Source organism: Pseudomonas helvetica (genome assembly GCF_039908645.1).
Lineage (GTDB): Bacteria > Pseudomonadota > Gammaproteobacteria > Pseudomonadales > Pseudomonadaceae > Aquipseudomonas > Aquipseudomonas helvetica.
Genome location: NZ_CP150917.1, coordinates 2,198,771 through 2,220,846 on the forward strand (window position 1 = coordinate 2,198,771; position 22,076 = coordinate 2,220,846).

Annotated in this window: 18 protein-coding genes; 7 read left to right on the forward strand and 11 right to left on the reverse strand. The window is 60.3% G+C overall.

All coding sequences use genetic code 11. The annotated features are described in order from the left end of the window. Window positions 1-67 precede the first annotated feature (67 nt). From ccoP to ccoN, 4 genes are read right to left on the reverse strand one after another with little or no spacing between them, the layout of a single operon-like run. Window positions 68-1,021 carry a cytochrome-c oxidase, cbb3-type subunit III gene (ccoP, locus tag AABM55_RS09995; RefSeq protein ID WP_347929445.1) on the reverse strand — a complete coding sequence of 318 codons (954 nt, stop codon included), beginning with the start codon at window positions 1,019-1,021 and terminating at the stop codon, window positions 68-70. After that, complete coding sequence (locus AABM55_RS10000) at window positions 1,018-1,224, reverse strand: cbb3-type cytochrome c oxidase subunit 3 (protein ID WP_054598145.1); 207 nt, start codon at window positions 1,222-1,224, stop codon at window positions 1,018-1,020. The genes ccoP and AABM55_RS10000 overlap by 4 nt, the downstream gene beginning before the upstream one ends. Window positions 1,225-1,233: 9 nt before the next feature. Further along, window positions 1,234-1,842, reverse strand: a complete 609-nt coding sequence (gene ccoO / locus AABM55_RS10005) for a cytochrome-c oxidase, cbb3-type subunit II (protein WP_054593206.1) — start codon at window positions 1,840-1,842, stop codon at window positions 1,234-1,236. A gap of 10 nt (window positions 1,843-1,852) precedes the next feature. Further along, on the reverse strand, window positions 1,853-3,277 hold the full coding sequence (gene ccoN / locus AABM55_RS10010; RefSeq protein WP_054593205.1) for a cytochrome-c oxidase, cbb3-type subunit I: 1,425 nt from the start codon (window positions 3,275-3,277) through the stop codon (window positions 1,853-1,855). Window positions 3,278-3,375: 98 nt separating this feature from the next. On the opposite strand from ccoN, the gene AABM55_RS10015 reads away from it, so the two are divergent. Further along, a complete protein-coding gene (locus AABM55_RS10015) occupies window positions 3,376-4,053 on the forward strand; it encodes an alpha/beta family hydrolase (RefSeq protein ID WP_347929446.1) in 678 nt (225 codons plus the stop codon). 204 nt (window positions 4,054-4,257) lie between these two features. Here the strand turns inward: AABM55_RS10015 and AABM55_RS10020 are convergent, their stop codons facing one another. The 3 genes from AABM55_RS10020 to acnA form a co-directional block, all read right to left on the reverse strand. Then, a complete protein-coding gene (locus AABM55_RS10020; RefSeq protein WP_054593203.1) occupies window positions 4,258-5,823 on the reverse strand; it encodes a PAS domain-containing methyl-accepting chemotaxis protein in 1,566 nt (521 codons plus the stop codon). A gap of 100 nt (window positions 5,824-5,923) precedes the next feature. Then, window positions 5,924-6,715 (reverse strand): CPBP family intramembrane glutamic endopeptidase, encoded by a 792-nt coding sequence (locus tag AABM55_RS10025; RefSeq protein ID WP_054593202.1) that lies wholly within the window; start codon window positions 6,713-6,715, stop codon window positions 5,924-5,926. Between the two features lie 124 nt (window positions 6,716-6,839). Continuing rightward, window positions 6,840-9,590, reverse strand: coding sequence for an aconitate hydratase AcnA (acnA, locus tag AABM55_RS10030; RefSeq protein ID WP_054593201.1), 2,751 nt, complete (start codon window positions 9,588-9,590; stop codon window positions 6,840-6,842). A 222-nt stretch (window positions 9,591-9,812) separates the two neighbouring features. Between acnA and rlmM the strand changes: the two genes are divergently transcribed. Then, window positions 9,813-10,886: a 23S rRNA (cytidine(2498)-2'-O)-methyltransferase RlmM gene (gene rlmM, locus AABM55_RS10035; protein ID WP_347929447.1), complete on the forward strand. Its 1,074-nt coding sequence runs from the start codon at window positions 9,813-9,815 to the stop codon at window positions 10,884-10,886. Between the two features lie 228 nt (window positions 10,887-11,114). Continuing rightward, entirely contained in the window at window positions 11,115-11,366 is a 252-nt protein-coding gene (tusA, locus tag AABM55_RS10040) for a sulfurtransferase TusA (RefSeq protein ID WP_054593199.1), read from the forward strand. A gap of 48 nt (window positions 11,367-11,414) precedes the next feature. Here the strand turns inward: tusA and AABM55_RS10045 are convergent, their stop codons facing one another. Then, entirely contained in the window at window positions 11,415-12,824 is a 1,410-nt protein-coding gene (locus AABM55_RS10045; protein WP_347929448.1) for an MATE family efflux transporter, read from the reverse strand. Window positions 12,825-13,106: 282 nt separating this feature from the next. Between AABM55_RS10045 and pdxB the strand changes: the two genes are divergently transcribed. After that, on the forward strand, window positions 13,107-14,249 hold the full coding sequence (gene pdxB, locus AABM55_RS10050; protein ID WP_347929449.1) for a 4-phosphoerythronate dehydrogenase PdxB: 1,143 nt from the start codon (window positions 13,107-13,109) through the stop codon (window positions 14,247-14,249). A gap of 156 nt (window positions 14,250-14,405) precedes the next feature. Here pdxB and AABM55_RS10055 read toward each other — a convergent pair whose 3' ends face one another. Continuing rightward, window positions 14,406-14,585 carry a PA1571 family protein gene (locus AABM55_RS10055; RefSeq protein ID WP_019689567.1) on the reverse strand — a complete coding sequence of 60 codons (180 nt, stop codon included), beginning with the start codon at window positions 14,583-14,585 and terminating at the stop codon, window positions 14,406-14,408. Between the two features lie 258 nt (window positions 14,586-14,843). Here AABM55_RS10055 and AABM55_RS10060 point away from each other — a divergent pair, with 258 nt between their 5' ends. Beyond that, a complete protein-coding gene (locus AABM55_RS10060; protein WP_162491266.1) occupies window positions 14,844-16,643 on the forward strand; it encodes an ABC transporter transmembrane domain-containing protein in 1,800 nt (599 codons plus the stop codon). A 118-nt stretch (window positions 16,644-16,761) separates the two neighbouring features. Here the strand turns inward: AABM55_RS10060 and AABM55_RS10065 are convergent, their stop codons facing one another. Beyond that, on the reverse strand, window positions 16,762-18,690 hold the full coding sequence (locus AABM55_RS10065; protein ID WP_054593196.1) for a transglycosylase SLT domain-containing protein: 1,929 nt from the start codon (window positions 18,688-18,690) through the stop codon (window positions 16,762-16,764). A gap of 213 nt (window positions 18,691-18,903) precedes the next feature. On the opposite strand from AABM55_RS10065, the gene AABM55_RS10070 reads away from it, so the two are divergent. Beyond that, window positions 18,904-20,820: an ATP-binding cassette domain-containing protein gene (locus tag AABM55_RS10070; RefSeq protein ID WP_054593195.1), complete on the forward strand. Its 1,917-nt coding sequence runs from the start codon at window positions 18,904-18,906 to the stop codon at window positions 20,818-20,820. A gap of 179 nt (window positions 20,821-20,999) precedes the next feature. Here AABM55_RS10070 and AABM55_RS10075 read toward each other — a convergent pair whose 3' ends face one another. After that, complete coding sequence (locus tag AABM55_RS10075; protein WP_019689573.1) at window positions 21,000-21,437, reverse strand: universal stress protein; 438 nt, start codon at window positions 21,435-21,437, stop codon at window positions 21,000-21,002. Window positions 21,438-21,541: 104 nt separating this feature from the next. On the opposite strand from AABM55_RS10075, the gene AABM55_RS10080 reads away from it, so the two are divergent. Beyond that, window positions 21,542-21,979 (forward strand): hypothetical protein, encoded by a 438-nt coding sequence (locus AABM55_RS10080; RefSeq protein WP_054593194.1) that lies wholly within the window; start codon window positions 21,542-21,544, stop codon window positions 21,977-21,979. The last annotated feature ends 97 nt before the right edge of the window (window positions 21,980-22,076 follow it).

Consider the following 22,076-nt stretch of genomic DNA (forward strand, 5'->3'; position numbering starts at 1 on the left):
ACAATGCGTCGCAAAGGAGCAGGGAACTGCCGCATTCGGGTGAATGCAGCAGTTGGGCAGTGAAGATTTATTCGGTTTTGCTTTCAGCCTGCAAACGCTCGGCGTTCGGGCTGTGAGACAAGCTGTACACATACGCGGCCAGCAGTTGCACCTTGTCGTTGCCGAGCAGTTCGTGCTGCGCCGGCATCTGACCCTGGCGACCATGGCGAATGGTCTGTTGCAGTTGCGTCAGGCTGGTGCCGTAGATGAAACCTGCCGGTTGCGTCAGGTTTGGCGCCCCCATCAGTTCCGTGCCCTGGCCGTTTGCACCGTGACAGGCTACGCAAGTGGTGCTGAACGTTTGCTGTCCGGCTTGCAGGTCAGCACCGCTGTCGGCTGGCAACGGCAGGCCGGCGAGTTCGTGACGCACATACGCCGCGACATTTTTCACCCCGGTTTCGCCCAGCACTTCACCCCAGGCCGGCATGGCGGCCATGCGTCCGCCCATGATTGTGGTCTTGATGGTTTCGGCACTGCCGCCCCAACGCCAGATGTTGTCGGCGAGGTTGGGGAAACCAAACGCGCCCTTGGCATCCGAGCCGTGGCAGACCGCGCAGTTGGAGGCAAACAGGCGTCCGCCCATTTTCAGCGCTTGCGGATCCTTGGCGACTTCTTCCACGGGCATGGCCGAGAATTTGGCGTAGATCGGCCCGAACTTGGCGTCGGCCTTGGCCATCTCCCGGTCCCATTCCTTGGTCTGGGTCCAGCCGTCCTGATAGCCGGGCAGTACGCCTTTCCAGTTGCCCAGGCCCGGATAAAGGATCAGGTAGCCGACGGCAAACACCAGGGTCCCGGCGAACAGCATGAACCACCACTGCGGCAGCGGATTGTCATACTCCTCGATGCCGTCGAAGCTGTGGCCCATGGTCTGGTCGACGCTGCCCTTGGTTTCACCCTTGCGGGTGCCGATCAGCAGCCACGTCAGGCCGATCAGGCTGCCAATGGTCAGTACGCAGATCCACGTACTCCAAAAGGTGGTCATGGCCGGGTACTCCTTGTTGTTGCTGTTTCTTGGCTGGTGGTGTCGTCGGGTTGCGGTTCGTCGGCAAAGGGCAGCAGGCGCGCTTCGGCGAAATCCGGACTGCGTTTGCCGTTGAACACCCACAGTGTCAGGCCGACGAAGGCTATGAAGACGACGACGGTGCCCAGGCCGCGGATCATTCCGCTACTTATTTCAAAGAACATGGCCATGGCTCACCTCTTGCTCTTGATCGCAGTGCCGAGCACTTGCAGGTAGGCGACCAGCGCATCCATTTCAGTCTTGCCCTTGAGCGTTTCGACGCTGCCTGCAATGTCTTCGTCGGTGTACGGAACGCCGAGGGTGCGCATGACCTGCAACTTGGTTTTGGTGTGGCTGCTGTCCAGCGCGTTGGCCACCAGCCATGGGTAGGCGGGCATCTTCGACTCCGGCACGACGTTGCGCGGGTTGTACAAGTGCGCCCGGTGCCAGTCTTCCGAGTAGCGACCGCCGACCCGGGCCAGGTCCGGACCGGTGCGCTTGGAGCCCCACAGGAACGGGTGATCCCAGACGCTTTCACCGGCTACCGAGTAGTGGCCGTAGCGCTCGGTCTCGGCGCGGAACGGGCGAATCATCTGCGAGTGGCATTGCACGCAACCTTCGCGGATGTAGATGTCGCGACCTTCAAGCTGCAGCGCGGTGTAAGGCTTCATGCCTTCGACCGGCTTGTTGGTGACGTCCTGGAAGAACAGCGGGACGATCTGGGTCAGACCGCCGATGCTCACCGCGAAGACCATCAGCAGCAACAGCAGGCCGACGTTTTTCTCAATCGTTTCGTGTTTCATGGCGGACTCCTCAGGCCATCTGCGCCGCGGCGGCGACTTCGGCTGGCTGTGCGGCACGCACGGTGCGCCAGGTGTTGTAAGCCATCAGCAGCATGCCGCTGAAGAAGATCGCGCCGCCCACCAGTCGCACGACGTAACCTGGGTGGCTGGCCACCAGGGTTTCGACGAAGGAGTAGGTCAGCGTGCCGTCTTCGTTGACCGCGCGCCACATCAGGCCCTGGGCGATGCCGTTGACCCACATCGAGGCGATGTAGAGCACGGTGCCGATGGTGGCGAGCCAGAAGTGCGCGTTGATCAGGCCGAGGCTGTGCATCTGCGTGCGGCCGAAGACTTTCGGGATCATGTGGTACAGCGCGCCGATCGAAATCATTGCCACCCAGCCGAGTGCGCCGGCATGTACGTGGCCGATGGTCCAGTCGGTGTAGTGGGAGAGGGCGTTGACCGTCTTGATCGCCATCATCGGCCCTTCGAAGGTCGACATGCCGTAGAACGCCAGGGACACCACGAGGAAACGCAGGATCGGGTCGCTGCGTAACTTATGCCAGGCGCCCGAGAGGGTCATCATGCCGTTGATCATCCCGCCCCAGCTCGGTGCCAGCAGGATCAGCGACATCACCATGCCCAGCGACTGCGCCCAGTCCGGCAGCGCGGTGTAGTGCAAGTGGTGCGGGCCGGCCCAGATGTACAGGGTGATCAGTGCCCAGAAGTGCACGATCGACAGGCGATACGAGTACACCGGGCGTTCGGCCTGTTTCGGCACGAAGTAATACATCATCCCGAGGAAACCGGCGGTGAGGAAAAACCCTACCGCGTTGTGCCCGTACCACCACTGCACCATGGCATCCGTCGCACCGCCGTAGGCCGAGTAGGACTTGGTCCAGCTCACCGGCAGGGAGGCGTGGTTGACGATATGCAGGATGGCCACGGTGATGATGAACGCACCGAAGAACCAGTTACCGACGTAGATGTGCTTGGTCTTGCGCTTCATCAGTGTGCCGAAGAACACGACGCCGTAGGCGACCCAGACGATGGCGATCAAAATGGCGATCGGCCATTCCAGCTCGGCGTATTCCTTGGAAGTGGTGTAGCCCAGCGGCAGGCTGATGGCGGCCAGGACAATGACCAACTGCCAGCCCCAGAAGCAGAATGCGGCGATTTTCGGCGCGAACAGCTGCGTCTGGCAGGTACGTTGCACCGAATAGAAGGAGGCTGCGAACAGGGCGCAGCCGCCGAACGCGAAGATCACCGCGTTGGTGTGCAGCGGGCGCAAACGGCCGAAGCTGGTCCAGGGCAAATTGAAGTTGAGTTCAGGCCAGACCAATTGAGCCGCGAGAAAAACCCCGAGCCCCATGCCGACGATGCCCCACACCACCGTCATAATGGCGAATTGGCGGACCACCTTGTAGTTATAGGCGGTACTTAAAGAAGTGTTCATGGTTCCCCATCCACGGTTCAGCCGAAGTGAAAGCGTCCGCGCGAGGCGATGACGCTCCCTTCGCCTGGAGTTATAGGCAGATTAAAAGCGAGGCAAGCATGGACAAACAGCACAAGGCCAGTATTGACGGGGATCAATGGGCGCAGTGCGTGCAGGATCGCGGATGGCTGTGGGACGCCGCCTCGGTGCCGGCATCGGCGACGCTGATTCTCGCCCATGGCGCCGGCGCACCGATGGACAGTGACTGGATGAGCGACATCGCCGCACGCCTTGCCGGGCTTGGCGTCAACGTGTTGCGTTTCGAGTTTCCGTACATGGCGCAACGGCGCATCGACGGTGGCAAGCGTCCACCGAATCCGACGCCCAAATTGCTCGAATGCTGGCGTGATGTGTATGCCGTGGTGCGACGCCATGTCGCTGGGCGTCTGGCCATTGGCGGCAAGTCCATGGGCGGGCGCATGGCCAGTTTGCTGGCCGATGAGTTGGGCGCGGATGCGCTGGTGTGTCTGGGATATCCGTTTTACGCGGTGGGCAAACCGGAGAAGCCGCGAGTCGAGCATCTGGCCGGGCTCAAAGCCCCGACGCTGATTGTGCAGGGTGAGCGGGATGCGTTGGGGAATCGTGAGGCGGTCGAGGGTTATACGTTAGCGCCGAGTATTGAGGTGCTTTGGCTGGTGGCTGGCGATCATGATTTGAAGCCGTTGAAGGCTTCGGGCTTTACTCATGAACAGCATTTGGCGGCTGCGGCCAGCAAGGTAGCAGCATTTCTCCTGTGAGTTTTTGTGGTGGCAGTCAGGGCCTCATCGCGGGTAAGCCTTGCTCCTGCAGGTTTTAGGGTTGCCTGATGATTTGGGCACGATACATACCTGTAGGAGCAAGGCTTGCCCGCGATGGCTGCGCCATAGTCGACATCGTCTTTGCATTGGCAATAAAAAACCCGGAAGCATCACCTCCCGGGTTTTTGTATTTGCCAGCAACGATCAGCGGTTAAACCGCTCTACCAACGAATACTGGGTATTCGCGGTTTTGGTCAGCTCTTCACTCAGTAACGCCGAGTTCTGTGCCTGTTCCGAGGTCTGGTCGGCCAGTTGCGCAATGGTGCTGATGTTGCGGCTGATCTCTTCGGCTACTGCACTTTGCTCTTCGGTCGCGGCAGCGATTTGGGTGGTCATGTCGGTGATATTGGCCACCGCTTCGCTGATACCCACCAGAGCCTGATCGGCCTCCAGAACCCGCGCCACGCCTTCTTCAGCCTGACGGTGACCCGCTTCCATGGTTTGCACCGCGGTGCTGGCGGTCTGCTGGAGCTTGGCGATCAGGGTGTGAATCTGCCCGGTCGATTCACTGGTGCGTTGCGCCAGTTGCCTTACTTCGTCGGCAACCACCGCAAAACCACGGCCCATCTCACCGGCACGAGCCGCTTCGATGGCGGCGTTCAAGGCCAGCAGGTTGGTCTGGTCGGCGATGCCTTTGATCACGTCGACCACGCCGCCGATTTCGTCGCTGTCCTTGGCCAGTTGGGTCACGGTCAGGCCGGTTTCGCCGACCACCACCGACAGGCGCTGGATCGCGTCACGGGTTTCACCGGCGATGTCACGGCCACGACCGGTCAGGCGATTGGCTTCCTGGGTCGCGTCAGCGGTGCGTTGCACGTGGCTGGCGACTTCCTGGGTGGTGGCGGCCATCTGGTTGACGGCGGTCGCCACTTGCTCGGTTTCGACGCGCTGACGTTCCAGGCCGGTCGAGCTTTTGTGCGCCAGGGTGTCGGACTGTCGAGCTTGCTCGTTCAGGTGCTCGGCGGTGTCTTGCAGGCGAGTCAGGCAGGTTTTCAGGCGCGCTTCCTGACTGAGGATCGACATTTCCAGGCGCGCTTGAGCGCCGCGGCTGTCGGTGTACATCTGCGCAATCAGCGGGTCGGATGTGGTCTGCTCGGCCAGGCGCAGCAAGCGCTTGAGGCCTCGCTGTTGCCAGCTCAAGCCCAGCAGGCCAAGCGGCACGGACAGGCCGGCGGCCAGCGCAAAACCCCACTGCGAGTTGAGTGTGGCGCCGATCATGAAGCTCAGCTGGCTGACCAGAATGAACGGCAACCAGTCCTGTAGCACCGGCAGCCACTTGTCTGTTTGAGGAATCGCCGACTTGCCCTGATTGATGCGTTGGTAGAGTGCTTCGGCGCGGCGGATCTGCTCGGCGCTGGGCTTGACCCGCACCGACTCGTAACCGACCACCTGATTGCCGTCGAATACCGGTGTGACATAGGCGTTAACCCAGTAGTGGTCACCGGTCTTGCAGCGATTCTTGACAATGCCCATCCATGGCAAGCCTTGTTTCAGTGTGCCCCACATGTGCGCGAAGACCGCAGGTGGAACGTCGGGGTGACGGACCAGGTTGTGCGGTGCACGGATCAGCTCTTCACGAGAAAACCCGCTGATTTCGACGAAAGCATCGTTGCAGTAGGTGATCACGCCTTTGGCATCGGTCGTGGAAATCAACCGTTGCTGAGCCGGAAAGGTCCGTTCGCGTTGTGTAATGGGCTGGTTATTACGCATGGCTTTTTCAATCCGCAAGGCTTTGACAGGGTGTCGGCAGTACCAGGCATAAATTGAAATTATTTTTCAATATTCAGCGCTGGCGCACATTCCTTGACCTTCAACCCGCCAGCATCGGGTAGGTAAAGAGGCCAAAGTGCAGCAGATTCAAGCCAAAGTGCGTGGCGATGGCGGCCCCCAGCCCACCGAAACGGTACGCCAGCCCATAACCGAACCCGGCAAGGCTCGCCAGCAGTACCCATTGCCAGCCAGCGCCGAGGTGCGCCAGACCGAACAACACTGTGGCGCCAAGCAGGGCGAGGTGTTCGCCGTAGCGCAGGTTCTTCAGACAGCGACTCAAACCGCCCTGGATGTAACCGCGAAACAGCGCCTCCTCGACCAGCGTCACCAACAGCAGGTTGTTCAGCACCCAGAGCCAGGCTTTATCGGGCCACTTCGGTGCCCAACTGATCATACCCAGCAGCAGCGCACCACCAAGAGCGGCCAGCGCGCTCAAGGTCAGTGCCGCGGCGGTGGCATACAGTGAAAGACGCAGGGAGCGGCGACCGACAATCCACGGGCACACCAGCAACAGCCAGAAACCAATCAGTGGTTTGTCCAGATTCAGGTACATGGAAAACGGCACGGCATCCGCGCTGAAGCGTTCCGGGCCGATACCGCGACCGTTGTAGAAACCGGGAAGCCAGTGCATGGCCAGCGCTACCGCGAGGAAAACGAACAGGCCGTGACCCAGGACGCGGCCGACCTGGATCTGTGGTTGGCGAACGGCAAAGCCGGCAAACGCTAACAACCCGACGGAAATGGCCGCCAGCCAGCCGAGGTGGCTGTAGATCAGGGCCAGTGCGTAGCCGATGGAGAGGAGTGCCAGATAGAGCCATGGCAGAGCAATCATGTGAAATCCTTGTGTCTGAGATTCTGCGAGCCACCTCGCTCCCACAGGAAGCGGTGCGATTAAAGGGACGTTCGCGACTCAAACAAAAACACCGTCCGAAGACGGTGTTTTTGTCAGTGCGACATTATGAAGCAATCAACTGCCGCAACACATAATGCAGAATCCCTCCCGCCTTGAAGTATTCCACTTCGTTCAACGTGTCGATCCGGCACAACACCTCCACCTTCTCGCTGCTGCCATCCTCGCGGGTGATCACCAGCGTCAGGTTCATGCGCGGTGTCAGCTCGACGCCCGTCAGCCCTTGAATGTCGAGTGTCTCCTTGCCGGTCAGGTTCAGGCTCTTGCGGTTCTGGTCGAGCTTGAATTGCAGCGGCAGCACGCCCATGCCCACCAGGTTGGAACGGTGAATCCGTTCGAAGCTCTCGGCAATCACCGCTTTGACGCCCAACAGGTTGGTACCCTTGGCCGCCCAGTCACGGCTTGAACCGGTGCCGTATTCCTGACCCGCAATCACCACCAGCGGGGTGCCCGCCGCTTGATAACGCATGGCGGCATCGTAGATCGCCAGTTTCTCCCCGGTTGGAATGTAGAGCGTATTGCCGCCTTCTTCGCCGCCAAGCATTTCGTTGCGAATGCGGATGTTGGCAAACGTGCCGCGCATCATCACTTCATGGTTGCCGCGACGTGAGCCATAAGAGTTGAAGTCTCGCGGTTCCACACCTTGTTCACGCAGGTAACGTCCGGCCGGGCTGTCGGCCTTGATGTTGCCGGCGGGGGAGATGTGGTCGGTGGTCACTGAATCGCCGAGCAGCGCCAGTATGCGTGCACCGCTGATGTCCTGAATCACCGGCAGGGGGCCGGAAATGTCATCGAAGAACGGCGGATGCTGGATGTAGGTGGAATCCTTCTGCCAGACGTAGGTCGCCGCTTGCGGGACTTCGATGGCTTGCCACTGCGCGTCTCCGGCAAACACCTCGGCGTATTCCTTATGGAACATCGCGGTGTCGACCTGCGCCACGGCGTCGGCGATTTCCTTGCTGCTCGGCCAGATGTCCCGCAGGTACACCGGTTTGCCATCCTTGCCTTCACCTAGCGGCTCGCTGCTGATGTCCATGCGCACGCTGCCGGCCAAGGCATACGCGACGACCAGCGGCGGGGAGGCCAGCCAGTTGGTTTTCACCAGAGGGTGCACGCGACCTTCGAAGTTGCGGTTGCCGGACAGCACCGAGGCGACGGCCAGGTCGGAGCTCTGGATGGCTTTTTCAATCGGTTCCAGCAACGGCCCGGAGTTACCGATACAGGTGGTGCAGCCGTAGCCGACCAGTGAAAAGCCCAATTCATCGAGGTATTGGGTCAGGCCGGCGGCCTTGTAGTAGTCGGTAACCACTTTGGAGCCCGGCGCCAGAGAACTCTTCACCCACGGTTTGCGCTTGAGGCCTTTCTCCACGGCTTTCTTGGCCACCAGCCCGGCCGCCATCATCACACTCGGGTTGGAGGTGTTGGTGCACGAGGTGATGGCGGCAATCACCACGGCACCGTTTTTCAGCCGATACGTCTGGCCCTCGTACTCGTAGTCCGCTTCGCTTACAAGATCGGCATTGCCGACCGCGACGCCACCGCCACCTTCGCTTTCGAGGCGACCTTCTTCCTTGCTGGTGGGGCGGGCAGGCTTGACTTGCAGGCCGAGGAAGTCAGTGAACGCCTGGGCGACATTTGGCAGCGACACCCGGTCTTGCGGGCGTTTGGGGCCGGCGAGGCTGGCTTCGACGCTGCTCATGTCCAGCGCCAGGCTGTCTGTGAACACCGGCTCCTGGCCGGGCAGACGCCACAGGCCCTGGGTTTTGCAGTAGGCCTCGACCAGTTTGACCACGGCGCTGGGCCGACCGGACAGGCGCAGGTACTCCAGCGTCACTTCGTCCACCGGGAAAAAGCCGCAGGTGGCGCCGTATTCCGGGGCCATGTTGGCGATGGTTGCGCGATCCGCCAGCGGCAACTCGGCGAGGCCATCACCGTAAAATTCGACGAATTTGCCGACCACGCCTTTCTTGCGCAGCATCTGGGTGACGGTCAGCACCAGGTCGGTGGCGGTGATGCCTTCCTTGAGCTTGCCGGTGAGTTTGAAACCGATCACTTCCGGGATCAGCATCGACACCGGTTGGCCGAGCATCGCCGCTTCCGCTTCGATGCCGCCAACGCCCCAGCCGAGTACGCCGAGGCCGTTGATCATGGTGGTGTGGGAATCGGTGCCCACCAGCGTATCGGGGAAGGCATAGGTGCGGTCGTCTTCATCCTTGGTCCACACCGTGCGGCCAAGGTATTCCAGGTTGACCTGGTGACAGATGCCCGTGCCCGGCGGCACCACGCTGAAGTTGTCGAAGGCGCTCTGGCCCCAGCGCAGAAAGGCGTAACGCTCGCCATTACGCTGCATTTCGATGTCAACGTTCTGGGTGAAGGCCGTGCTGCTGGCGAATTTGTCGACCATCACCGAGTGGTCGATCACCAGGTCCACCGGCGACAGCGGATTGATTCGCTGCGGATCGCCACCGGCCTTGGCCATGGCGGCGCGCATGGCCGCGAGGTCGACCACCGCCGGTACACCGGTGAAATCCTGCATCAACACGCGTGCGGGGCGGTACTGGATTTCCCGATCGCTGCGCCGTTCTTTGAGCCAGGCGGCGAGGGCCTTGAGGTCGGCGCCGGTGACGGTTTTTTCGTCCTCCCAGCGCAGCAGGTTTTCCAGAAGCACTTTGAGCGACATCGGCAGCTTGTCGAGATCGCCCAAGGACTTTGCGGCTTCCGGCAAGCTGAAATAATGGTAGGTCTTGTCGTCTATTTTCAGCGTTTTAAGGGTCTTCAGACTATCGAGGGACGGCATTGAAATGACTCCTTTGGGTCCGCACGGCTACGGACTGGCGGGACAGACAGAGTTCTTAACCTAGCCCTGTTTGGACATTAAGGCTAATAACCGGACGCTATGGACAAGTCCGGCGTTGCGAACTCGGCTATCATGCGCCGGTTTTCGTGACAGGCTTTGCTTCAACGCAAGTCTGGGCATCGCGCAGTGGTTGAATGTCTCGCCATCTGCCCAGGAGTAAGAATGAACACCCTCTTTATGCATTGCCGGCCGGGCTTCGAAGGCGAAGTCTGTTCCGAGATTTCCGAACACGCCGCGCGGCTGAACGTGGCCGGTTATGCCAAGGCTAAAGCCGCCAGCGCCTGCGCCGAGTTTGTCTGCACCGAAGAAGATGGCGCCGAGCGCCTGATGCGCGGCCAGCGTTTCGCCGAGCTGATTTTTCCGCGCCAATGGGCGCGCGGGATCTTCATCGATCTGCCGGAAACCGACCGCATCAGCGTGATCCTCGCCCATCTGGCGAGCTTCCCGACGTGCGGCAGCCTGTGGCTGGAAGTGGTCGATACCAACGACGGCAAAGAGCTGTCGAACTTCTGCAAGAAATTCGAAGGTCCGCTGCGCAAGGCGCTGACCGGTGCCGGCAAGCTGGTGGAAGACGCCAACAAGCCGCGTTTGCTGCTGACCTTCAAAAGCGGCCGTGAAGTGTTCGTCGGCCTGGCCGAAGCCAACAACTCGGCGATGTGGCCGATGGGCATTCCGCGCCTGAAGTTCCCGCGTGAAGCGCCGAGCCGTTCGACCCTGAAGCTGGAAGAGGCGTGGCACCACTTTATCCCGCGTGATCAGTGGGACGAGCGTCTGCACAGCGACATGACCGGTGTCGACCTTGGCGCCGCGCCGGGCGGCTGGACCTGGCAGCTGGTCAATCGCGGCATGCTGGTGACGGCGATCGATAACGGTCCGATGGCTGAAAGCCTGATGGACACCGGGCTGGTTCAGCACTTGATGGCGGACGGTTTTACCTTCAAGCCCAAGCAACCGGTGGACTGGATGGTCTGCGACATCGTCGAGAAGCCGGCGCGCAACGCGGCGATGCTGGAAGAGTGGATCGGCGAGGGGCATTGCCGCGAGGCGGTGGTTAACCTGAAGCTGCCGATGAAGCAACGTTATGCCGAAGTGAAGCGCTTGCTTGAGCGCATTGCAGAAGGCTTCAAGGCGCGTGGCATTCGGGTCGATATCGGCTGCAAACAGCTGTACCACGACCGCGAAGAAGTGACCTGCCATTTGCGCCGGCATGACGTAAAGAAACCGAAAACCCGCTGATTTCTATCCGCGGGGGTTTGTGTGGCGAGGGAGCTTGCTCCCGCTGGGCTGCGAAGCAGCCCTGAAACCAGCGCCCCAGTAGCAACAGGCACGAACACCGGGTGCACAGGTTTTACGACGGCTTCGCCGCCGAGCGGGAGCAAGCTCCCTCGCCACAGTTACGCGTTGTACGATCTGTTAAGTGAGCCGACATTGCGCGACAATGCCGGCCAGTTTCAGGAGTGAGTCATGAGTGAAATGATTGATACGCCGGTAGACGGCACCCTCGACGCCACCGGCCTCAATTGCCCGGAGCCGGTGATGATGCTGCACCAGCACGTGCGCGACCTGCCAGCTGGCGGCCTGCTGAAGGTGATCGCCACCGACCCGTCGACCCGTCGCGATATCCCGAAGTTCTGCGTGTTTCTTGGCCATGAGCTGGTCGAGCAACAGGAAGATGCCGGGACCTATCTATACTGGATTCGCAAGAAGTCCGATTAACGGACCCGAAAAAAGGCCTGCGTTTGCAGGCCTTCTTTTTACCGTCGCTTAACTCGCTGCCCGACTGATGCGGATTCGCTTGCGCGCACTGCGCGTCAGGCGGATCGAGAGCATCAGCGCCGCACAGCTCAGGCCTGCAATCAGACCTTCCCACAGCCCGCTCGGGCCGCTGGCCGGGCCGAACCAGTCGGTCAACCCCAACACGTATCCCACCGGCAGGCCGATCCCCCAATAGGCGAACAACGTCAGGATCATGGTCGCCCGGGTGTCCTGATAACCGCGCAGGGCGCCGGCGCAGATCACTTGGATAGCATCGGAAAACTGGTACAGCGCGGCATAGACGATCAGCATCGAGGCGATCTGGATGACAGTCTTGTCGGCGGTGTAAATCGAGGCGATGGGTTCGCGCAGAAGCAGAATCAGGCTCGCCGAGAATGCAGCAAACACCAGCGCCGCGCCGAGGCCGACCTTCGCCGCGAAGCTCGCCTGATACGGGTTCCCGGCCCCTAGTGCCTGACCCACCCGTACGGTGACTGCCATCCCCAGGGAATAAGGAATCATGAACAGCAGCGAGCTGATGTTCAGGGCGATCTGGTGCCCGGCCACGACGGTTGAACCGAGGCTGCCGATCAGCAGGGCGATGACCGCAAAGATGCTGGACTCGGCAAATACCGCGATACCGATCGGCAGGCCGATGCCGACCAAGCGTTTGATCACCGCCCACTGCGGACGATCGAAACGCACCAACACACGCGTGGGGGCATAGAAGGGCGCCCAGCGGGTCCAGCCGGCCATGCTCAGCGCCATGAACCACATGACGATGCCGCTGGCCCAGCCGCAACCGACGCCGCCGAGGGCCGGCAGGCCGAAATGGCCATAGATCAGCGCGTAGTTCACTGGAATGTTCAGTAATAAACCACCCACGCCAATGACCATGCTTGGACGGGTGCGGCCCATTGCATCGCTGTAACAGCGCAGTACGTAGTAGAAGGCAATGCCGGGAAAACCGAAGGCGATACCGTGCAAGTAGCCCATGCTCGGCTCAATCAACTGCGGGTCGACTTTCATCCAGTGCAGGATCGGCTCGGCGCTAAGCAGCAGGCCACTGCCTGTCAGTCCGACACAGAGTGCCAGCCACAAGGCCTGGCGTGCCAGAGGCGCAATTTCGTCGTGCTGCTTTGCGCCGAAGCGTTGGGCGATCTTGGGAGTGGTGGCCAGCAGAACCCCGGTCATCAGCAGATAGATCGGAATCCAGATCGAATTACCCAGTGCGACCGCAGCCAGGTCCCGTGGGCTGACTCTGCCCGCCATCACTGCATCGACGAAACCCATGGCGGTGGTTGCCAGTTGCGCGATCATGATCGGCAGCGCCAGGCCAAGCAGGTTTTTAAGCTCCAGGCGAACCCGGGCCGGGCGGTTGAGGGGAGTAGCGGCGAGGCTGTCAGTTACGGAATTCACAGGCGAAGCGTCCAGAGAGGATTGATGCGCGGGGCGGCGCATTCTACGCGTTGACGCCGCAGTCAGGAAAAATCCTGTGTTAGGGATTTGTAATCGGTTGCCGGACGTTTCGACATCCCAGTGGCGAGGGAGCTTGCTCCCGCTGGGGCGCGAAGCGGCCCTAAAAATGGGACTGCTACGCAGTCCAGCGGGAGCAAGCTCCCTCGCCACAAGTAGTGCATTGCCTGCTGGCTCATCACCTTCATCTACGCCTACACTGCCGATCCGCCAAAGGAGCCTGCCATGCTGATTGTTGCCGACGAAAATATCCCGCTGCTCGATGCGTTCTTTGAAGGTTTCGGTGAAATACGCCGCGTACCGGGACGCTCTATCGACCGTGCCACTGTCGAACAGGCCGATGTGCTACTGGTGCGCTCGGTGACCAACGTCGACCGCGACTTGCTCGAAGGCAGCAACGTGCGGTTTGTCGGCACCTGCACTATTGGTACGGATCACCTGGATCTGGATTACTTCCAGCAGGCCGGCATCACCTGGTCCAGCGCGCCGGGTTGCAATGCCCGAGGCGTGGTCGACTACGTGTTGGGCAGCCTGCTGACCCTGGCCGAAATCGAAGGTGTCGAGCTGGCCGAGCGCACTTACGGGGTGGTTGGTGCCGGTGAAGTCGGTGGTCGGCTGGTCAAGGTCCTGCAAGGTCTGGGCTGGAAGGTGCTGGTCTGCGATCCGCCGCGTCAGGCGGCCGAAGGCGGCGAATTCGTTAGCCTGGAGCAGATCATCGGGCAATGCGACGTTATCAGTTTGCACACTCCGTTGAGCAACAACGCCGAGCATTCGACCTGGCACCTGTTTGACCAAAGCCGCTTGAACCAGCTCAAGCCTGGCGCCTGGCTGATCAATGCCAGCCGAGGTCCGGTGGTGGACAACACTGCGCTGCGTGAAGTGTTGCTCGCGCGCGAAGACCTGCAAGCGGTGCTGGACGTGTGGGAAGGCGAGCCGAGCGTCGATATCGGCTTGGCCGAGTTGTGTGTGATCGCCACCCCGCATATCGCCGGTTACAGCCTCGACGGCAAGCAGCGCGGGACCGCGCAGATCTATCAGGCGTTTTGCCAGTTCCTCGGGCAGCCGGCCCAGGTCTCCCTTGATGAATTGTTGCCGGCACCGTGGCTGGCGCAAGTCCACTTGAACGCCAGCTGTGATCCGGCCTGGGCCTTGGCGATGGTCTGCCGTGGCGTGTACGACCCGCGTCGTGATGACGCGGATTTCCGCCGTAGCCTGGTGGTCAGCGGTGCCGAACAGCGCACGGCGTTTGACTTGCTGCGCAAGCATTACCCTGAACGGCGTGAGATTGACGGGCTGAAGGTACGCATTGAGGGCGAGTCGCCGGCGTTGCGGCAAATGGTGGCGGCGCTGGGGGCAATGGCTGTCTAGGACCGAGTCGACCTCATCGCGGGCAGGCCTTGCTCCTGCAGATCAGCGCGAACTGTAGGAGCAAGGCTTGCCCGCGATGGGGCGCGCAGCGCCCCCAAAAATAAGCAATAAAAAACCCGGCTTTCAGAGCCGGGTCGGAAGACGTAAGGCTACGTATCAATCTTGCTTGGCAGGCTTGACCAACCGTTGTTCCAGTTCGCGACACGCACTCTGGATCATATCTTCAGTGATCGGTACTTCGCGCCCTTGAGCGTCAATGATGGAGCATCCCAGAGACTGGTCTGGCCGGGTGCGGATCACTTGAATCTTGTCATCGCTGCTGTTTTGCAAGGACATGGCCTGTCTCCTCATCAGGTTGTGCATTTACTGTAGAGCCACCAAATGACCAGGCTGTGACAACTCCCTACAGGGGACAAGGCGGCAATACCAGACCATCAGAAATAACCCGGGACTTCTAGCCGGACTTTAGACCGATAACATCTAGGCTCTATTGTCAGCGGTCATATTTAACCTGACTCATTGTGATTTACAGCGTTGCGGCGGATCGACCGGTGTAGGCTTGGCCAGGTTGATTCTTTCAGTTAGCGCTTTCGGATGATCCTGATGCTGTCTGCCCGTCACCGCCGTGCGATTCGCCTGGCCAGTCGTTTTGTTGCACCTTACCGTTGGCAGGCGCTCGGTGCCTTGCTGGCGCTGATAGTCACTGCCGGCATTACCTTGTCCATGGGGCAGGGCATTCGCCTGCTGGTGGACCAGGGCTTCATGACCCAGTCACCGCAGTTGCTCAACCAGTCCATCGGCGTGTTCATGTTGCTGGTGTTGGGCCTTGCGATCGGCACTTTCATGCGTTTTTACCTGGTGTCGTGGATCGGTGAGCGTTGCGTGGCCGATATCCGTCAACAGGTGTTCAATCATTTGATTTACCTGCACCCGGGGTTCTACGAGAACAACCGCAGCTCGGAGATCCAGTCGCGTCTGACGGCCGATACCACGCTGCTGCAATCGGTGATCGGCTCGTCGCTGTCGCTGTTCCTGCGCAATTTGCTGATGGTCATCGGCGGAGTCGTGCTGCTGTTTATCACCAACCCGAAACTCACCAGCATTGTGGTGGTGACGCTGCCATTGGTGATCGCACCGATTCTGATCTTCGGTCGCCGGGTTCGCCGCCTGTCGCGCTTGAGCCAGGATCGCATTGCCGACATCGGCAGCTATGTGTCGGAATCGCTCGGCCAGATCAAGACCGTGCAGGCCTATAACCATCAGGTGCAGGACGAGCAGCGCTTCGCCGTCACCGTGGAAGAGGCTTTCGATACCGCACGCAAACGTATCGTCCAGCGCGCCTGGCTGATTACCCTGGTGATCATGCTGGTGCTGGGGGCGGTCGCGGTGATGCTCTGGGTCGGCGGCATGGACGTGATCGCCGGGCGCATTTCCGCGGGTGAGCTGGCGGCCTTCGTGTTCTACAGCCTGATCGTCGGCAGTGCCTTTGGCACCTTGAGCGAAGTGATTGGCGAGCTGCAGCGGGCGGCCGGTGCGGCTGAACGAATTGCCGAGTTGCTGCGCTCGGAAAACATCATCCAGCCACCGGTCTCGGGGCAAGTGACATTGCCTGATCGAGTGCGTGGCGATTTGCTGCTCCAAGATCTACGTTTTTCCTACCCGTCACGGCCCGAAAGCTACGCTATCGATGGTTTGAGTCTGGCCATCAAGGCCGGCGAAACCCTCGCGCTGGTCGGACCTTCGGGGGCCGGCAAGTCGACGGTTTATGACCTGCTGCTGCGCTTTTACGATCCGATCGCGGGCCGCATCCTGCTCGATGGCGTGCCGCTGACCCAACTTGATCCTATGGATTTGCGCCGTTGTTTCGCGCTGGTGTCGCAAAACCCGGCGCTGTTCTTCGGCAGCATCGAAGAAAACATCCGCTATGGCAAACCCTCGGCGACCCTGGCTCAGGTCCAGGAAGCGGCGAAGATTGCCTACGCCCACGACTTCATCGAAAAAATGCCGGATGGCTACCAGACACACCTGGGCGACGGCGGTCTCGGACTTTCCGGCGGTCAGCGTCAGCGCTTGGCCATCGCCCGGGCGTTATTGGTGGATGCACCGATCCTGCTGCTGGACGAAGCCACCAGCGCCCTCGATGCGCAAAGTGAACACCTGATCCAGCAAGCACTGCCCAGCCTGATGAAAAACCGCACCACGCTGGTCATCGCCCATCGCCTGGCCACGGTAAAGAACGCCGACCGGATCGCGGTGATGGACCAGGGAAAACTGATAGCAGTGGGTACACACCAGGAACTGCTCGCCAGCAATGCGCTGTATGCGCGGCTGGCGGCGTTGCAGTTTGTAGGCGCCGCCGAAGAAGGCGATCTTTTCGACGGAGCGACCAAGTAACCGACCAAGTAGGCTTTCACAAAAAATGCCCGCATCTTTCAATGCGGGCATTTTTGTCAGCGCCTCATGCTAAAGCTTTCCGAAGTCCGGATCAAAAGATCGCAGGCTGCGCCAGCTCCTACTGATCGTCGAAGTACCGCTCATGCCAATCCACCAGCGGTTGCGGTGAATTGAGCTTCTGGCCGTAGATCACCGAGTAAGACAGCACGTTCTGTACGTACTGGCGGGTTTCATCGAACGGGATGCTTTCCACCCAGACATCGAAGCTCAGGTGGTTGGCACCGCTCAGCCACTGGCGAACACGACCTGGGCCGGCGTTGTAGGCGGCGGTGGCGAGGACCCGGTTGCCGTTGAACTGGCTGTGGACCTGGCTCAGGTAGGCAGCGCCGAGCTGGATGTTTTTGTCCGGGTCCAGCACTTGCTGTGGCGAGGCCAGCGGAATGCTGAACTTGCGCGCGGTTTCCTTGGCGGTGCCGGGCATCAACTGCATCAGGCCGCTGGCGCCGACGCCGGAGCGGGCGTCGTCCATGAAGGCACTTTCCTGGCGGGTAATGGCAAACACCCAGCTCGAATGCAGGCCGCGGACCTTGGCTTCACGTACCAGGGTATCGCGGTGGGCCATCGGGAAACGAATGTCCAGATCGTCCCAGTACTGCGCCTGGCTGATGGTGCGGATCGCCGGGAAATACCATTTCAGGTCGTACGCCAGTTTTGCCTGGGCAACCATTTCGTCACGGCTAAAGTGACGGCTGACGTGATACCACTCGCGGCGCCCGTCGACGATCTGCCCCCGGGCAAGGAATTCCAGCGCCCGACGTATACCCGGTGTATTGCGAACCTTATTGATCAGCGCCGGGCTCAACATCAGTGGCTTGTTGATCAGCGAGTAAGGCGATTGCGAACGGTCAGCGGCAAGGAACCCATAGAAGTCGCGCTCACGGGCCAGACTCTTGTACAGGGTTTGCGCTTCCGGGTTTTGTGGTTGGGCCAGCTCCAGGCTGCGGGCCTTCCAGTAGCGCCAGCGATTGGTAAGGGCCAGATCCTGTGGCAGGCGGCTGGTCAACTGATAGGCTTCGTCCCAGCGCGCCAGGCGCAACAGCAAGCGCAAGCGCCATTCGGATACGGTGTTGTCACGCAGCTCCGGGTCGTACTTGGTCATGACATCAAGGGCGCGGCTGTCGAAACGACGGGCCAGGGTCAGGCCGATTTCACGGGCGATGGCGACCTTTTCGTCGCGAGAGAAATGCATGCTGACGGCATAGCTGTCGAGCAGGGCCATCGCCCGGTCCGGATCCTGGCGCGCGAAGCGGCGCAGGCCAAGACTGACAATGTCAGACATGGCTTCATCGGCCGGGGTGAAGCGCGAAGGCTGGTCGAGCATTTCGGGTCTTTGCGCGACATCAACCAATAAACGCCCACGCGATGCCAGGGTGGTCATGTTGTTGATCAAACTGTTGGCCAGCGCATAGTTGCGTGCGTGAGCCGCGAGTTTGAGGCGTTCCCAGCGTTTCTGTTCGGTCAGTTGGCCCTCGGCGGCCCATTGCGCAAACAACGAGTCGCAGGTTTCAGGCTGGGATTTGCCGGTCAGCCAGAGTTTGTCAGCGTTGGCGTAACCTTCGGATTTGAGGTTGTGACCGATCTGGTATTGCGCATTGAGGCAGTCCAGTTCAGTGAAATTGAGCTTGGGGTCGTAGTATTTGACGAAGGTCGCCCAGTCGCCCCGCTCAGCCAGCCAGCGCAACCAGCGCAATTTCATCCAGTTGGCTTGCGGCAGGTCGCCGTGCTCGGCGAGGAACCTTTCGATTTCATCGTTGCTCGCGGTTTTCAGGCGCGCCGTCAACTCGTCATAGGCCAGATACGGCTCCAGCGGGTAATCGCTCAGCTCCTGGCTGTAGCGAAAATACGGACCGGTATCGCCTTTGGCCAAGGCGCGCTTGGCTTCGTCGTAATACTGGCGTTGGGTAGACAAGTCCACCGCCTGGGCGGATTGAACGGCAGCGGCAGAAAGAAGCAAACAGGATAAAAAACTGAAAAGGCGACTGCGCATGAGACATCCGGGCAGAAAAAACACGACAAGTGCCTGCAAATGCGAGCACTGATTATTTATAGCTTAGCCTTTTGCCAGCAACCGGCGAAAGCTTTGCCGGCTCGTCGGTACAAGATCGCAACAAATGTTGTGCAGAGTGCTTCGACATTGAAAATGCCGGCCTTCTGACGTCGCAAGTCAGGTAGAATGCGCGCCCGGTTTTTGGAGAAGCTCATGACCCTGCTCAAATTCAGCGATGTGTCCCTTGCTTTCGGCGCTATGCCGTTGTTGGACAAGGTGTCCTGGCAGATCGCCCGTGGTGAGCGGGTGTGCATCATCGGCCGCAACGGCACTGGCAAATCCAGCATGATGAAGCTGGTCAAGGGCGATCAGAAGCCTGATGACGGCTCCGTCTGGCGCGCACCAGGCCTCAAGATCGGCGAATTACCGCAAGAACTGCCGGTGGCCGACGAGCGGACAGTGTTCGACGTGGTTGCCGAAGGCCTGGACGGTGTGGGCGAGCTGCTCGCGCAGTATCACCACCTGAGCCAGAACATCGTCACCGACGCTGATCTGGACAAACTGATGCACGTCCAGCACGACCTCGAAGCTCGCGATGGCTGGCGTTTGCAGCAATTGGTCGACAGCACCCTGAGCCGGCTGCAATTGCCGGCTGACAAAACCCTCGCCGAATTGTCCGGCGGCTGGCGTCGTCGCGTCCTGCTGGCGCAGGCTCTGGTTTCCGAACCGGATCTGCTGCTGCTCGACGAGCCGACCAACCACCTGGACATCGGTGCGATTGCCTGGCTCGAAGAGGCGTTGAAGGATTTCCAGGGCGCCGTGCTGTTCATTACGCACGACCGTTCTTTCCTGCAAAACCTGGCCACCCGCATCCTGGAACTGGATCGCGGCGGCCTGATCGACTGGAACGGTGACTACGCCAGCTTCCTCGTGCACAAGGAAGCCACGCTGGCCGCTGAAGAAACCGCCAACGCGTTGTTCGACAAGAAGCTGGCCCAGGAAGAAGTCTGGATCCGCCAGGGCATCAAGGCTCGTCGCACCCGTAACGAAGGTCGAGTTCGCGCCCTCAAGGCGCTGCGCGTCGAGCGTAGCGAGCGTCGTGAGCGGACCGGCAAGGCCAATATTCAGCTGGATACCGCTGACAAGTCCGGGAAGCAGGTGATGGTCCTCGAGAACGTCAGCTTTGCCCACCCGGATGGCCCGTTCCTGATCAAGGATTTCTCTATGGTCCTGCAGCGCGGCGACCGTATCGGTCTGCTGGGCGCCAACGGTACCGGCAAAACCACTTTGCTGAAGTTGATGCTCAGCGGTTTGCAGCCGACCAGCGGTACGGTTGAAGAGGGCACTCGCATCGATGTGGCCTATTTCGACCAGCTGCGCCATCAGCTGGATCTGGAAAAGACCGTGATCGACAACGTCGCCGAAGGTCGCGACTTTATCGATATCGATGGTCAGAGCCGTCACGTACTGAGTTACCTCGGCGACTTCCTGTTCAGCCCGCAGCGTGCCCGCACGCCGGTCAAGGCGTTGTCGGGTGGTGAGCGTGCGCGTCTGTTGCTGGCCAAGTTGTTCAGCAAACCGGCTAACCTGCTGGTACTCGACGAACCGACTAACGACCTCGACGTGGAAACCCTCGAGCTGCTCGAAGAGGTCTTGCTGACCTTCAACGGCACCGTGCTGATGGTCAGTCACGACCGGGCATTCCTCGACAACGTGGTCACCAGTACCCTGGTCTTCGAAGGTGAAGGCAAGGTTCGTGAATACGTCGGTGGTTATCAGGACTGGCTGCGTCAGGGTGGCTCGCCGCGCCTGCTGGGCGTGACCGAGAGCAAATCCGGCAAGGCCGACCTGAACTCTGCGGTCGTCACCGCAGCGCCTGCACCCGTGGTGGCTCAAGAAGCGCCAGTGGCCAAGAAAAAGCTCAGCTACAAGCTGCAACGCGAGCTGGAAGCGTTGCCGGGCGATATCGATGCCAAGGAACAGCAGATCGCCAAGGTGCAAGCCGAAATGGCCGATGCCGGTTTCTATCAGCGTCCTGCTGCCGAAACCGCCAAGGTCATCGCGCAGCTTGAGCAACTGCAAGCGGAACTCGACGTATTGGTCGAGCGCTGGGCCGAGCTGGATGCCTGATTGATCCTGTTATGAAAAAGCCCGGCGTTCAGTAATGAGCGCCGGGCTTTTCATATGGAATGCGATTTTATGTGGGAGCTGGCTTGCCTGCGATGGCGTCACCTCGGTCTTTGCATTGCCTGTAATGGTCCCATCGCGGGCAAGCCCGGCTCCTACACTGGATCTCCATTTGGACGTATTCAGCTTTTGATCAGGCGCACCGCCAGCACATCGCAAGGTGCACCGTGCAGCACGTCATTGGCGGTGGAACCCAGCAGCAGTGCGAGGCCGTGGCGGCCATGACTGCCGACGACGATCAGGTCGCATTCCTGTTCCTTGGCCATATGATGGATTTCCTGGCGTGGCTGGCCATAGGTCAAGTGGCTGTATTCTTTGGAAAGTTCAGGATATTTGTTGATCAGGCGCTCGAGGCGCTCCTTGGCCTGGTCGAATTGCTGTTGCTGCAATTGCGACAGGTCCATCGGCACGTCACCACCAAAGGCCATGGCCATCGGTTCGACAATATGAACCAGGGACAATTTGGCACCGTTGCTGACCGATAACTCGCGAGCACGGTGAATCACAGGATCGCACTCTTCGGTTAGATCTACGGCGACCAGAATATGGTGGTAGGGCATGAGGTGCTCCTCCTGAGGATTGCGATAACGGTAAGTATGGCTGGTTTCAAGCGGATTGGTTCTGACTGGGGTCAATCCGCCCATCAAGAATCGGGAGTACAGATATGACGGTCTGGATAGTGGTGTCAATCCTCGCAGTGGTGCTGAGCCCGCTGGCATGGCTGCGGCCTTCGCGTAAACAGGGGGGGCAGATGGCCTTGCGCATGGAGGCGCGGCGTATTGGCCTGGCCATGCAGCTGGCACCGCAGGAGTGGCCGCATTGGCTGGAGCCAGCGCCGCCCAGCCCGTGTGCGCAATATCATCGTCCGCGGCGGGGCAATAAACCGGCGTGCTGGATTTATTGGCAAAGTGCGCCAGGCGTGTGGGTCAATCAATGGCGAGAGGTTTGTCAGGATGAGTCGTTGCTGATTCATTTCCGGAAGTTGCCGGCCAACGTCTACAAGGTTGAGGCCGACAAGCAAATGATCACCTTGTATTGGGGGGAGCGGGGCGAGGCCAGTGTATTGAATGAGATCGATGCCGTGCTGAAGGCGTTAGCCTGAAACGCAGCGCCTACACACAGGCAATAAAAAGCCCGACATCGTCATCGGGCTGGAGTGGCCAGGCAGGCCGGTAATTCGCTGAATCGTCACGCTGCCC